Below are 12,545 nucleotides of genomic sequence, written 5' to 3' on the forward strand. Positions count from 1 at the left end.
CCATCCCGGCTTGGAAGGGCTGCAGGTCCTCTCGGACCCCACTGCCCTTCCAACGTGGGAGGCTTAACTTCCGGGTTCGAGATGAGTCCGGGTGTTGCCCTCCCACTATGGCCGGGTGGGCAATAAAAGAAAAGGAGTAGAAGTATAAAAAATTACTTGTGTTGACTATTGGGGGATTCAGCGTAAATTCCGGCTATGTAAAGCTTTCCTCCATCTTTTGGGCAAGTTCCTACAAGTTTAGGAACAAAATCTCCTTGCTGAAAATCCCTAACAATAGAATAATCGCAAGTCATGCACTTTATTACAGTTTTCACTACAAGTGGTTGTTTTGTTTCTGAGGAGATTGCCATTTTATATCACTGAGCTATTCCTACAGTATTACCTACACCTACTAGTACTACAGTATCTCCAGGCTTTGTTCTCTCTAGTATTATGTTCTTTACATAGTTTACAACTTTATCGGCAGCTTCGTAAACTTCCTTTCTCATTTCAGTTATTGCTTCTTCCATGCTCATTTTTACTATTACCGCATCTATAGGAATATTATATTTTGCAGCGACTCTTTCTATTGCTATCTTTTCTGGTCCTGGATCGCCCATTGCAACACCCATACCTTCTGCTATGCTTCCGGTTTCTTCTCCTTCTAGCTTTAATGCAGCATCTATGGTTATTATTCTTGCAACTTTATTGCCTTCTTTCTCTACAATATTTTGTACAGCTTCTCCTGGTTCTCCTACTGTTGCCATTGGTCCTTCTGCTTTAACGACTATTAACTTTCTTCCTTCAAATTCCATTGAACCCGCTATAGTATCTTTGCTTGGACTCCACTTGTCATTTATATTCATTAAGAATCTTGATGCAACTAGTGGCCCTAAGCCGTCACCTACTGGTATACCTTGTAAGAAGACTTTCTGGGCTTTTCCATAAGCTTCAGCAAGTTTTGCATAAATTGGAGCTACTGCTTGTAGTTGGTACATTATCATTAAGTTCTTTAATTTCTTGGCTAGTAAGAAATAGTGCCTAATCACCTTATATATCATGTTAAGCGCGTTAATTACTTCTATCGATACCTCAATTTGACTTCTGCTCATTGGATCTATATTTGGTGAATACTTTGTTATCATTTGCCTTACAGTATCTTCATTTGTCCTGAGTAGGAGTTTCATTCTATTTATGATATCGGTAGGCTCTATACTTACTGGATCTATTACAAACCTATCTATTACTCTATCAAGGAAAGCTTTAGGGTCTTGAAAGTTCTTCTCTTTTAATAATTTTTCAGCTATACTTTTAGCGTCTTTAAGGTAATTCTCTATAATATTAAGGTTCTTTTCAACATCTTTGCTCATGAACATCATTTGGTATTGCTGTTGAAGCCCAGGGATGAAGGATATTGCTATTATTACTATAAAGAATAGCATGTACAATAGTTCAAAAGTGAACGCTGCACCATTATTTGCTGACTGAGCGAAAGCTAATATATTTAAAATTATATCCAACATATACCTTCTTGTAACTTATCTGCATTTGTCCAAATTAAACTTTTACCAAAATCTAATTTACGTTATAACTATCGTTTCGTCTTTACCTACATACACTGTATGTTCAAATTGCGACACCATTCCTTTCCTTATTTCTATTAACACTGGGTATGAATTTAACGCTTTCTTTCTGACTAAGTTTTTAAGAGTTTTCTCGACTTTTTCCTTATCTCCTAAGTCTGAAAGCCATCTTTCTGAGAACGGTAATGTTTTAAATCTCTTATTTATCACATCTAGGAATTGTTTTTCCTCCTCAGTTAATCCTTTAGGGACAAAAGACTTTGCAGAATATATAGTCTCCATTTTTCCTTCAATTACTTCTCCAAATCCGTCCGTGGCAAAGGGCTCTATTGCATAAGTATTTCCTTCCATTATTCTTCCCATATTTCTTTCATAAACATTAGGTACAAATACTCCCGCATGCAACTCGTACCTTCTTATTAAATGCCCTCCTAAATTTCTGACCGGAGAGTAGCCGTTCATTCTAATTACTCTTTCAATGACTTTTCCTATATCCCCAAGACTTACGCCAGGCTTGAAGTTTGATATTGCTGCATTTAACGCTTCTTTAGATGCATCTGCTAACCTTTGATACTTATCGTCTAAAACAACAGTAACTGCAGTGTCAGAGATGTAACCGTCAATTTGTGCCCCGATATCTAATTTTACTACTGCACCTTCCGGAATTACTTTCTCGTCTCCTATAACTGGACTATAATGCGCAGCCTCGTAATTTATTGATAAATTGCAAGGAAATGCAGGAAAAGCTCCTTTCTCTATGATCATTTTTTCTACAGCTTCACAAACATCTAAGACTTTTACTCCAGGTTTTATCATTTTAGCTCCTGCATCTCTTGCTTCTGCGGCAATTTTTCCCACTTTCATGATAATTTTTAGTTCTTCATCTGTCATAATGGAAGTTTTTATTTCTTGGTTATTAATATTATCTCATGCCTTCACTAAGGTGGCTAGGTCACGCGGCAATTGAACTAAATTTACAAGGCAAGAAAATAGTTATAGATCCATTTATAAAGAATAACCCAACAGCTCCAGTTAAGTTATCTTATTTTGATGATTTTGATTTAATAGCCGTAACACACGATCATTACGACCATTTAGGCGATACAGTAGAAATTATGAACAAAAATAAGAAAGCATTACTCTTTGCTACATGGGATTTAGAAAATTACTTGAATAAGGAATACAACATACCGTGGGACAGAATGATACCTGCGAATGTAGGCGGATATATTGAATATCAAGGTATTAAATTAGCGTTAACTCAAGCAATTCACTCCAGTGAACATAGTGATCCTACCGGTGTAATTATTTCAGCTGAAGGAATAACAATTTATCACGCAGGAGATACTGGACTATTTGAAGGTATGAAAATAATTGGTGAGGTCTTTAAGCCTGATTATGCATTACTTCCTATAGGAGGAAGATTTACCATGGATCCATATCAAGCGTCGATAGCAGTAGATATGATAAAACCTAAGAAAGGAGTAATTCCAATTCATTATAATACCTGGGATTTAATCAAAGTAGATCCTAGAGACTTTGAAAGATATGTTAAAGAGAAGGGTTATAAACCAATAATCTTACAACCAGGACAGAGCATAGAGTTGTAAAGCCATGTTGAGCGAGAATGAGATTAAAATTATTGATTTTTTAAAAAAGAAGGATAATAAATCCGCTTATTCTACAGAACTCTCATCCATAATACCAGAAACTGCCGTCTTTAGTCTGGCTTATTTATTGAAAGACAAAGGTTATGTAAACGTAAAAGAGGAAGAAAAAGAGGACATCATATTAACTAAAGAGGGAGAAGAAAGATTAAAAGAAGGGCTTCCAGAAGATAATTTAATGAACTTTTTAAAAGGAGAAAGTAAAAAAATACAAGAAATAGCCAAAAGTTTTAAGGATTTTAATATTGCACTTAGCTGGGCTAAGAAGAAGGGACTAGTAAAGGTAGATAAAGGAGAAATTATACCTTTAAAATCGTCTTATATTTCACCAGAATACATCGTTCTTAAGAAGATATCATCTTCTCAGGATCTTTCTGAAGAGGACAAAAAATATTTGAAAGAATTAGAAAATAGAGGGCTAATAGAAATTAAGAAGAATAAGGTGCTATTACTTACTTTACTTAAGGAGCCAGAAATTCGCCCAGCTATTACTTACTTAACTCCAGAATTATTAAGAAATAAAGAATGGACTAAATATGAATTAAAAGAGTACAATGTTGAAGCGTTACCCCCGTTTATTCCCTTGGGGAAGAAGCATTATTTTAAGGAGTTTTTAGAGCACGTTAAAGATGTTATGGTCTCTTTAGGTTTTAAAGAAGTTAAGAGTGACTTTGTAGAAATGGAATTTTATAATTTCGACATGCTATTCCAAGCTCAAGATCATCCTGCTAGGGAAATTCATGATAGCTTTAAGGTTGATGGAAAGGGAGAATTGTCAAACCAAAGTTTAGTAAAGAGAGTAAAAGAAGTTCATGAAAAATGGTGGAAATATAATTGGAATCAAGAGGTCGCAAAGTCCTTAGTTCTAAGGAGCCAAACTACGGCAACTACAGCAAGAGTTCTTTCTACGTCGCCTAATAAAGAGATTAAAGTCTTCACTATAGGTAAAGTATTTAGACCAGATGCAATTGACGCCACGCATTTAATCGAATTTCACCAGTTAGATGGTTTAGTTATAGAAGAGAATTTTAACTTTAGGGAACTCTTGTCTACTCTAAGGGCAATATTTTCTGGGATAGGAATTAAGGAAGTAAAATTTAAGCCAGCATATTTCCCGTTTACAGAACCTAGTGTAGAAGTCTATGGTTATATTCAAGGCTTAGGATGGGTAGAAATGGCTGGAGCAGGTTTATTAAGGCCAGAAGTTACTGAGCCAGCAGGGGTTACAATGCCAGCAGGAGCTTGGGGTCTTGGATTGGATAGGCTAGCTATGCTGTTTTTAGGTATTAAAGATATAAGGGACTTATATTCAGACGATATTGAGTACTTGAGAAATAGAAAGGTGGAATATTAAATGGTAAATATTGTATTGAAAGAATCAAGATTACTAAACCTTCTTGGATTAGAAGAGAAAGAATTGAACGACGTTTTATTTAACTTAAAGTCTGAAGTTGAAAAAAGAGGAGAAGATGAGCTTGAGATAGAGATAAACTCAGATAGGTTAGATATGCTTAGCCCAGAAGGAATTAAGAGGGCAGTTGATGGAATCCTAGGAAGGAAATTGGGAGAGGCTAAATATGAAGTAGTTCCAACTAATTATCAGCTAATAATAGATGATGTAGAGAGTAGGCCTTATGCTCTTGCTGCAGTAGTTTATGATGTTAAGCTCGATGATGATAGAATAAAGGAATTAATACAGTTTCAAGAGAAATTACATTGTACTATAGGTAGGAAAAGAAAGAAAGTTGCTATAGGTATTCACGATCTAGATAAAATAGATGGGAAGGTAATAAGATACTCGAAGGTCCCTCTAGATTATAGATTCATTCCCTTAAACTCGGATAAGGAGATGAGCATTTCAGCAGTAATATCTTCTACAGAGCAAGGTAAACTTTATGGAAATATATCAATTAAGGACAATTATTCTCCTGCAATATTACAAGAAGATGGCCAAGTACTAAGCATACCGCCCGTAATAAATTCAAATAAGACAAAAATTGATTCTTCTACTAAGAACTTATTCATTGACGTTACTGGAACTAATTTTGACGCTGTTGCCCAGACTTTAGATTTGTTGGTTAGTAATTTTGCTGAAGGAGGAAGCAAGATTGGAACAGTAAAGGTGTCGAGGTACGCTTCTTCCTCTCCACTATTAATTCATAACAAATTAGTAGTAAAGACCTCTGATATAAATAAGAGATTAGGATTAAGCTTATCGACAGAGGAGATAGCTAAGTACGTTAGAATGATGAGAATGGACGCTAATATTAATGGCGATGAGGTAGAGGTAATAGTTCCACAGTATAGAATAGATATAATGACTTACGTGGACGTAGCAGAGGACGTAGCAATGGCTTACGGATATAAAAGCTTTAGCTTGCCTCAATATACTAGTAAAGGAATAGGAGAACTTTTACCGATAACCAGGCTTGAAAGAGCGTTTAGAGACTTAGCAATAGGCGGAGGATTCCAAGAGATTTTCACTTTTGTCCTAAATAAATCATCATACTTGTTATACAATGATTTTGTTAAAATACAAAATCCTATAACTGTTGAATACGACGCTGTAAGAAACTCATTGATCTGGAATATGCTTAAGTTTTTAGCAAAGAATCAACACGCTAGGTTTCCTATTAAAGTATTTGAAGTAGGAGATGTGGTTGTGAAAAGTGAAGAAAGTGATACTGGATATAAAAATGACGCTAGAGCATGTCTTGCGATAATGAATAGTAGAGTCTCTTATGAGGAATTGCAGTCTGTAGTTCATCAAATATTATATAATCTAAAAGGGAAGGAGCCTAGATACGCCAGACAAGATAAAGATTATTTTATTAAAGGTAGGTCTGCCAAAATAATGTTTGACAATAACGTTGTTGGAGAGATAGGTGAGATATCACCACAAGTTTTAGAGAAATTTAATATTGAAAATCCTGTAGTTATAGCAGAAATTTACTTGGAAAAATTGTGTGAGTAACATGTTTGTAATCTTAGATGATGCTAAAATTTATTATGAAATAAGAGGCGAAGGTAAACCAGTTATTTTAATTCACCATCTAGCAGGATCTTACAAAAGTTGGTCTGATATTGCTTATCAGCTATCGCAAAAATTTACGGTAATATCTTATGATCTTAGAGGGCACGGAAGGTCTTCCATTTTGCCATATGAGTATAGGATTGAAGATCATTCTAAAGATCTGAAAGGATTAATAGAATATCTTAGGCTAGATAGTCCAATTATTATTGGCCATTCTTTAGGAACTTTAGTTGCAATTGAATATGCTTTAAGAAACGTAGTTGATAAATTAATATTAATAGGAGCCTTATATAAGGCTCCTAATCCAGAGCCCTATGAGAAATACGTTTCAGTCGCTCTTAACTTTGGAATGGAAGCGTTAGCGGAATATAGGAAAACTATAGGAGATTTTGCTGATTCTTTAGTTCTGAATCCTGTGGCTTGGAGAAAGCTTTTAGAAGTGTATAATGAAAACAATCCGCTAGGATATAAATACGCAGTAGAAGGATTATTGCGTGCCAGAGACTATTCTAAAGATCTTAACAAGATTGATATAAAAGGCGGAACTTTAGTGATTTATGGCAGTGAGGATAAATTAAAACAGAATTTAAATACAATGCTAACTATTCCTAACTCTAGCTATAGAATTCTTAATGGATATGGTCATTTCTTAAATTTTGAAGCTCCAGACGAGCTATACGCATCAATTATTGATTTTCTTGTTGGGAATTCTTAATAATTCCGCCAAGATTTTTTATGTACTCTTCAAGTTCTTTTATGCAAGCGTTTATCCTTTTCCTTATCTCTCCCTCATCTTCGCTACTTCCTGCTATCTGAATTTCAAGTGACGGATTACTTAGTTCGTAGCCTTTAGGATGAGTTTTTATGTATAGGTCGTACTTCTTTACCAATTGTCTAACATAAGGAGCTAATACTGACTCCATTACCTTATCTGCATAAATTGTTTCCTCCACGTATTTTACTTCTGGTTTTGTCTTTAAGTATTTTTTAATAAACGTCTCTAGGATATCTTCCATTTCTCTTGGTACTCCTGGGGTAGCTAATATTTCTATACCGTTATATTCTATGTATATGCCGGGTGCTATACCCTTAGAGTTTTCTACAGCAATTGAACCTTCTGGCATCATGGCCATTTTTCTTCTTTCTTCTGTTAGTTGCAATCCAAGTTGTTTATATTTATTTTCTATTTCCTCTAGAGCTTTCTGGTTTATTACCAATTTTCTTCCTAATGCTAAGCTTAATCCTTCCGCAGTCTTATCGTCATAGGTTGGTCCCAATCCTCCAGTTGATATTATTACTCTTGGATTCCTCTGTATAGCCTCCTTAAAACCTTGAGAGATTTCGTCAAGTTCATCCATCACCACCGTTATCCTCCTTACTGTAAAACCGAGTGAAGTTAATCTTCTTGCAATATGTGATGCATTAGTATTAACTGTTCTTCCGCTAAGTATTTCATTGCCTATGGTTAAGATTTCTGCTGGATATGTTCTCATAAAATAATAAATACTAATCCCTCTAATTATGCTTATGGCTAAATGGTCGAAGTTTCTTTCTAAAGATACAGCATTATTAAAAACTTCTGAGATAAGAGATTTATTGAAGCTCACTGAAGGAAAGAATGTAATTAGCTTAGCAGGAGGCTTACCAGATCCATCAACTTTCCCTGCAGAAGATATAAAGAATATAACTGACTATGTATTACAAAATTATGCTTCTCGTGCCCTGCAATATTCTGCAACTGCTGGAATACCGGAATTAAGAAAGGAACTTGTAAACCTTTCATCCCAAAGAGGGATTACCGGAATAAATGAGAATAATATATTTGTAACAGTAGGTAGTCAAGAAGCTTTATTTATATTATTTAACATCTTTGTTGACCCTGGAGATCATGTATTTGTAGAAATGCCAAGTTATTTGGCGGCTTTAAACATTTTAAGAGCTAGAAATCCTCAATTTCACGGAATTCCGCTAACGGAAAAAGGTCCAGATTTAGATAAGTTTGAAGAAGAATTGAGGAGACTAAAAGCTGAAGGTAAATCTCCAAAATTGCTTTATATAATTCCCACAGCACAAAACCCTGGAGGTACTACATTAGATATGGAAGGTAGGAAAAGAGTATTAGAATTAGCTTCTCAATATGATTTTCTAATAGTAGAAGACGACGCTTATGGATTTTTAGTGTTTGAAGGCGAAAGTCCTGCACCTATTAAGGCCTTAGATAAAGAGGGTAGAGTAATCTATACTGGAACTTTTAGTAAAATTTTAGCCCCAGGCTTTAGATTGGGGTGGATAGTAGCTGATGAGGAAATAATACATAACGTTGAGTTATATAAGCAAAATGTAGATTTGCATACTCCAAGTTTTACTCAATTTATAGCAGCTGAGGCTATAAAGAGGAATGTAATCCAGAACAATATTCCAAAAGTTAGGCAACTTTATAGAGAGAAGAGAGACGTTATGTTACAAGCTATAGAGGAATACTTCCCTAAGGATGCCAGCTGGTCTAAGCCAGTGGGTGGAATGTTTGTATTCGCCTGGTTACCTGAAAAAATAGATGCATTAAATATGCTGCCTAAAGCTTTAGAAAGAGGAGTAGCTTATGTCCCTGGCTCGAGTTTCTATTATGACTATAGTGGAAGAAATACTATGAGGCTTAATTTTAGCTTCCCGCCTAAGGAGAAACTAGTTGAAGGAATTAGAATCCTAGGTCAAGTTATCAAAGAGGAATTAGCGTAACTAGCTAAAGCTTTTTTAACGTTTACTATAACACCGTTTTTTGGAGTTGGAATACTAGATAAAATATCGTCGGAATATGCTATGTTTTCGCTAAAGAATTTATCCGAAATTTTCTCAGTTTTTTGAAGTAGTCCGTCCATTTTCTTAGGATATATTTTAATTGATCTAGAAGGCAAAGTTGGTGGCCAAGTGTTCATAAAAACTGGGACTATAATTCTTCCTTCTTCAGTAATTAACCTTTCAGCAATATATCTTGCCCAACCTCTCATAGTTGATAATATTACTATATCCCATTTTCCTTCTTCTAAATTTTTAACCTCCTTTACTCCTTGAATTTTTTTACCTGAGATGTCAGTATATATACTGACGTCTACGGAATTATCCAATAAATATTGGTAAGTTAATAATCCTAGTAAACCAGAACCTATTATTAGTACTTTCTCTCCTTTTACTAGGTCCACTATTTGCGTTGCTATTGAGACAAAAGGATAAAGAAGAACTTTATCGTTGAATTTTTCAGGAAGAGTTACTATTGCATCGTCTGGAATTACTGCTTTTTCAGTTAATAATCCATCAATCTCTGTTCCTATTCCTCCATATTTTCTAGAATAAGGTAAGACTAGAACGTTCTTACCTTGTAAAGTCGAGTCTACATCTACTCCTACCGCTTCTATTTTACCTATTCCAATACTGCCCAGTATTGTCCAAGGTCTTACCCATAATAATCCTAGATATACAGAATTTTCAATAAACGTTAGTAATACTTTATCTGGTGATACCAATACAAAATCGTTATTTATAGGCCTTTCAACAACGTCCTTAGGAATAATACCTTGGTTAAATATAATTGATATCATGTGAAAGCAATTATAAACTTCTCTTTTAAGTTTTAGCACTAAATCTTCATTAAATGAAGGCTATACATAATCTAAGTAAAGAAGCTAGGCAGGAAATAATTAATATATTGCTAGAAAAAAGATCTAGAAAAGAACTTGCAGAGGAATTAGGAATAACTCCTGCTGCAATAGTTAAGTTTACTAAAGGTTTAACTCACCCAAGTGATGATACTATTTTAAAAGCCCTTGAAATAGCAAGTGATGATGAAAAAGAGAAAATAGTTAATATAATCTTAAACGACCTTGTAAATAGTGTGATAGAAGTATTTTCCGAATATCCTAACGTAACCACAGAAAAAATTGACGAACTTAAAAAAATTTTAGATGAAATAGAAGGCAGAAAATTATTGGCTTCTTCTGGGTTCATATAGAGGACAAGTTATGCATATTTGATAAAATTTAGCAACGACTACTCTTTTTGTACCGTCCTGGTTTACCGAAATTACTTCTTGAGGCATTCCTAATTTGGCTGGATCGCTTATGTTCCACGCTTCACAAACACCGTCAATTGCATGTCTGCATGTTTTTGTTTTCCAAACACCTTGAGATTCTGCAATCTTTAACCATGATAATGTACTCCATATTTTATCTAGCTCTTCTTGAATTTTCTTTTGGAAGTCTATATCTATCTGTTCATGCGATTTTATTTCTTCTTCAATTTTCTTTACACTTTCCTCTATATCAGATGGAGAAATCAAAACTACGCTTGATTTTAAACTTTCTTCTAAACTCATGGTTTGTAGCTTAAATGCTATCCTTTTTAAGCAAAATTACACAATATTCAACGGGTTAATTATGGTTAAAGAGATTTACAAGGGCAGGATAAAAGTAATTACTGATCTATGGGGAAAAATACTTGATGAGTGGGAAAGTTTAAATAGAGACTCGTTAATTTCTTTAGTTCAGAAAATTTATGAAGACAATAAGATAAAACCTTTCAGAGGATTTAAATCTACCAATCTTTACGAAAAAGAATTAATATCAGTTTACGTAGTTGGGAAAGAGGGACTTGGTCTATTTAATGACTATAAACAAGTTTTTGATAAATTATTCTCTATGGAGGAAAATTATGAGAATATAGCTAATTTAATATTAAATTCCCCAGAAGAGGCTTTCAAAAAAGCTAACGAAGATAAAGATTTATTGGCAAGAGCGTTAAGGCTAATTTTTGTTGAAGTTATCTTCTCATTTGCAGATGAAAGCAAGCTTATAGATGCTTTAAGGAGACTTGACTCAAGCACTAACGATGCAATAAAACATACTGCTAAAAGTTTTTCTAGATTTTATACAGCATTTAAATTAGCTGAAGGCATAGCCGAAGGTAGTATTAGAGATAAAATGAATTATATTGCAATGAAGAAGGCGATATCAATAAATATAGGAATTGAGTATCCTTTACCTAAGGCTAATTATGTAGCACTGATCTCTCAAGAAGTTTTCAATGTTAAACCTAAGTTAATTAAGAAGATTCTAGAAGTTTCAGCTAAAACATAGAAGTTTTTAAGCAAATACTTAAATTATAATTTAGTATGCAGAATTTATCATCTACTCAAAGGGAAATTTTGCTAGCATTAGTAGAATTATACAATAAAGGAAAGAAGATGATAAAGAGTAAAGAAGTTGCTGACATGATAGGCAAAGATGAAGGCACTGTTAGAAATATAATTTTAGGCCTTAAAGTGCTTGGGCTTGTTGAATCAAAACCGGGTCCTAATGGAGGATATATTCCAACGTTAAAAGCTTATGAATTTATTAAAAATCCATCAATTTCTCCTATTCTTGATAAATTAAGTTTATATAGAGGGAATGTCGAAACTGACATTAAAATTGAGAATATTGAGCTTCTTGACATTACTAATCCTTCTGGGAATAAAGTTATTCTTAAAGTCACTGGAGACTTAAGGAAAATTAGGCCAGGAGATCCAGTTAGGTTGGGCCCAACGCCTTATAGCAGATTAGTAATTGACGGAGTAGTAATTAATGCCGACGATTCCAGAAAAGAGGTTTTAATAGACGTTAAGAGAATGATAAGCGTTCCAAAGGAAAAAGTGAAGAATATTATTGGAAGGAGGCTTATAACACTTAAGCCTGACATGACGTTAAAAGAGGCTTCAATGATATTATATAAAGAGGGCATTAGAGGCGCTCCCGTCTTAGGAGAAGGAGAGAAAGTCCTGGGAATTATAACTACTGCAGATATTATTAAGGCATTCTTTGAAGGTAAATACGATGCAAAAGTTTCAGATTACATGAAGACTGATGTTATAACAATCAGAGAAGAAGAGGACGTTTTAGAGGCAATTAGGAAAATGGTAATATATAATGTTGGTAGATTACTTGTAGTTGATTCAATGCAGAGAGTTATAGGAATTGTAACTAGGACTGATATTCTAAAGTCTATAGCAGGATTAGAATTACTATGGGGAGTATAGAAAGGTGCGGAATAATAGTTGATGGAGTATTTTACGAGATAAATAACATTTCAAGTGATCCTTATGAATTTATTATGGATCCAGAAGAATTTTATTCTATAATAAGTAATGGAAAAGAGCTCCAAGCTATAGTTCATACTCACGTTAAAAGTTGTATCCCTAGTGATTTTGACGTCAAAAACATGAAGATATGGAAAGTATATTGGATTATCGTGACA

At 34.3% G+C, this 12,545-nt stretch carries 14 protein-coding genes and 1 rRNA gene; 8 read left to right on the forward strand and 7 right to left on the reverse strand.

Annotated features, from left to right (window positions below; genetic code table 11):
* The 4 genes from rrf to map all read right to left on the reverse strand — a co-directional run bounded on the left by rrf (position 1) and on the right by map (position 2,453).
* Positions 1-119: ribosomal RNA gene (gene rrf / locus D1867_RS05405) — 5S ribosomal RNA — on the reverse strand.
* A 33-nt stretch (positions 120-152) separates the two neighbouring features.
* A complete protein-coding gene (locus D1867_RS05410; RefSeq protein ID WP_155863102.1) occupies positions 153-350 on the reverse strand; it encodes a hypothetical protein in 198 nt (65 codons plus the stop codon).
* A 6-nt stretch (positions 351-356) separates the two neighbouring features.
* A complete protein-coding gene (locus D1867_RS05415) occupies positions 357-1,499 on the reverse strand; it encodes a DUF1512 domain-containing protein (protein ID WP_420809275.1) in 1,143 nt (380 codons plus the stop codon).
* A gap of 60 nt (positions 1,500-1,559) precedes the next feature.
* Complete coding sequence (map, locus tag D1867_RS05420) at positions 1,560-2,453, reverse strand: type II methionyl aminopeptidase (protein WP_155863104.1); 894 nt, start codon at positions 2,451-2,453, stop codon at positions 1,560-1,562.
* A gap of 38 nt (positions 2,454-2,491) precedes the next feature.
* Here map and D1867_RS05425 point away from each other — a divergent pair, with 38 nt between their 5' ends.
* From D1867_RS05425 to D1867_RS05440, 4 genes are read left to right on the forward strand one after another with little or no spacing between them, the layout of a single operon-like run.
* Positions 2,492-3,172, forward strand: coding sequence for a metal-dependent hydrolase (locus tag D1867_RS05425; RefSeq protein WP_155863105.1), 681 nt, complete (start codon positions 2,492-2,494; stop codon positions 3,170-3,172).
* A 4-nt stretch (positions 3,173-3,176) separates the two neighbouring features.
* Positions 3,177-4,583, forward strand: a complete 1,407-nt coding sequence (gene pheS, locus D1867_RS05430) for a phenylalanine--tRNA ligase subunit alpha (RefSeq protein ID WP_155863106.1) — start codon at positions 3,177-3,179, stop codon at positions 4,581-4,583.
* Entirely contained in the window at positions 4,584-6,203 is a 1,620-nt protein-coding gene (gene pheT / locus D1867_RS05435; RefSeq protein ID WP_155863107.1) for a phenylalanine--tRNA ligase subunit beta, read from the forward strand. It abuts the gene before it with no gap.
* A 1-nt stretch (position 6,204) separates the two neighbouring features.
* Positions 6,205-6,978, forward strand: coding sequence for an alpha/beta fold hydrolase (locus tag D1867_RS05440; protein ID WP_155863108.1), 774 nt, complete (start codon positions 6,205-6,207; stop codon positions 6,976-6,978).
* On the opposite strand, the gene D1867_RS05445 is transcribed toward D1867_RS05440, so the two are convergent.
* The gene (locus tag D1867_RS05445; RefSeq protein WP_155863109.1) at positions 6,950-7,756 is read right to left on the reverse strand and encodes a nicotinamide mononucleotide deamidase-related protein; all 807 of its coding nucleotides are present in this window, start codon (positions 7,754-7,756) and stop codon (positions 6,950-6,952) included. The genes D1867_RS05440 and D1867_RS05445 overlap by 29 nt on opposite strands.
* A 34-nt stretch (positions 7,757-7,790) precedes the next feature.
* Between D1867_RS05445 and D1867_RS05450 the strand changes: the two genes are divergently transcribed.
* Positions 7,791-8,999, forward strand: a complete 1,209-nt coding sequence (locus D1867_RS05450) for an aminotransferase-like domain-containing protein (protein ID WP_170283901.1) — start codon at positions 7,791-7,793, stop codon at positions 8,997-8,999.
* On the opposite strand, the gene D1867_RS05455 is transcribed toward D1867_RS05450, so the two are convergent.
* On the reverse strand, positions 8,972-9,856 hold the full coding sequence (locus D1867_RS05455) for an MDR/zinc-dependent alcohol dehydrogenase-like family protein (RefSeq protein WP_155863111.1): 885 nt from the start codon (positions 9,854-9,856) through the stop codon (positions 8,972-8,974). The two genes, D1867_RS05450 and D1867_RS05455, sit on opposite strands and share 28 nt — an antisense overlap.
* A gap of 53 nt (positions 9,857-9,909) precedes the next feature.
* Between D1867_RS05455 and D1867_RS05460 the strand changes: the two genes are divergently transcribed.
* Entirely contained in the window at positions 9,910-10,266 is a 357-nt protein-coding gene (locus D1867_RS05460; protein ID WP_013775384.1) for a helix-turn-helix domain-containing protein, read from the forward strand.
* Here the strand turns inward: D1867_RS05460 and D1867_RS05465 are convergent.
* Positions 10,240-10,629 carry a hypothetical protein gene (locus tag D1867_RS05465; RefSeq protein WP_155863112.1) on the reverse strand — a complete coding sequence of 130 codons (390 nt, stop codon included), beginning with the start codon at positions 10,627-10,629 and terminating at the stop codon, positions 10,240-10,242. The two genes, D1867_RS05460 and D1867_RS05465, sit on opposite strands and share 27 nt — an antisense overlap.
* Positions 10,630-10,690: 61 nt before the next feature.
* Between D1867_RS05465 and D1867_RS05470 the strand changes: the two genes are divergently transcribed.
* Together D1867_RS05470 and D1867_RS05475 are read left to right on the forward strand one after the other, a co-directional pair.
* Positions 10,691-11,389: a DUF2192 domain-containing protein gene (locus D1867_RS05470; protein ID WP_155863113.1), complete on the forward strand. Its 699-nt coding sequence runs from the start codon at positions 10,691-10,693 to the stop codon at positions 11,387-11,389.
* A gap of 35 nt (positions 11,390-11,424) precedes the next feature.
* A complete protein-coding gene (locus D1867_RS05475; protein ID WP_155863114.1) occupies positions 11,425-12,327 on the forward strand; it encodes a CBS domain-containing protein in 903 nt (300 codons plus the stop codon).
* The last annotated feature ends 218 nt before the right edge of the window (positions 12,328-12,545 follow it).

It is taken from the genome of Acidianus infernus, from assembly GCF_009729545.1.
GTDB classification, from domain to species: Archaea; Thermoproteota; Thermoprotei_A; order Sulfolobales; family Sulfolobaceae; genus Acidianus; species Acidianus infernus.

Coding starts and splice junctions, on each gene's coding strand:
- D1867_RS05410 (WP_155863102.1), bottom strand. CDS start 350: ATGGCAATCTCCTCAGAAACAAAACAACCACTTGTAGTGAAAACTGTA.
- map (WP_155863104.1), bottom strand. CDS start 2,453: ATGACAGATGAAGAACTAAAAATTATCATGAAAGTGGGAAAAATTGCC.
- D1867_RS05425 (WP_155863105.1), top strand. CDS start 2,492: ATGCCTTCACTAAGGTGGCTAGGTCACGCGGCAATTGAACTAAATTTA.
- pheS (WP_155863106.1), top strand. CDS start 3,177: ATGTTGAGCGAGAATGAGATTAAAATTATTGATTTTTTAAAAAAGAAG.
- pheT (WP_155863107.1), top strand. CDS start 4,584: ATGGTAAATATTGTATTGAAAGAATCAAGATTACTAAACCTTCTTGGA.
- D1867_RS05440 (WP_155863108.1), top strand. CDS start 6,205: ATGTTTGTAATCTTAGATGATGCTAAAATTTATTATGAAATAAGAGGC.
- D1867_RS05445 (WP_155863109.1), bottom strand. CDS start 7,756: ATGAGAACATATCCAGCAGAAATCTTAACCATAGGCAATGAAATACTT.
- D1867_RS05450 (WP_170283901.1), top strand. CDS start 7,791: ATGGCTAAATGGTCGAAGTTTCTTTCTAAAGATACAGCATTATTAAAA.
- D1867_RS05455 (WP_155863111.1), bottom strand. CDS start 9,856: ATGATATCAATTATATTTAACCAAGGTATTATTCCTAAGGACGTTGTT.
- D1867_RS05460 (WP_013775384.1), top strand. CDS start 9,910: ATGAAGGCTATACATAATCTAAGTAAAGAAGCTAGGCAGGAAATAATT.
- D1867_RS05465 (WP_155863112.1), bottom strand. CDS start 10,629: ATGAGTTTAGAAGAAAGTTTAAAATCAAGCGTAGTTTTGATTTCTCCA.
- D1867_RS05470 (WP_155863113.1), top strand. CDS start 10,691: ATGGTTAAAGAGATTTACAAGGGCAGGATAAAAGTAATTACTGATCTA.
- D1867_RS05475 (WP_155863114.1), top strand. CDS start 11,425: ATGCAGAATTTATCATCTACTCAAAGGGAAATTTTGCTAGCATTAGTA.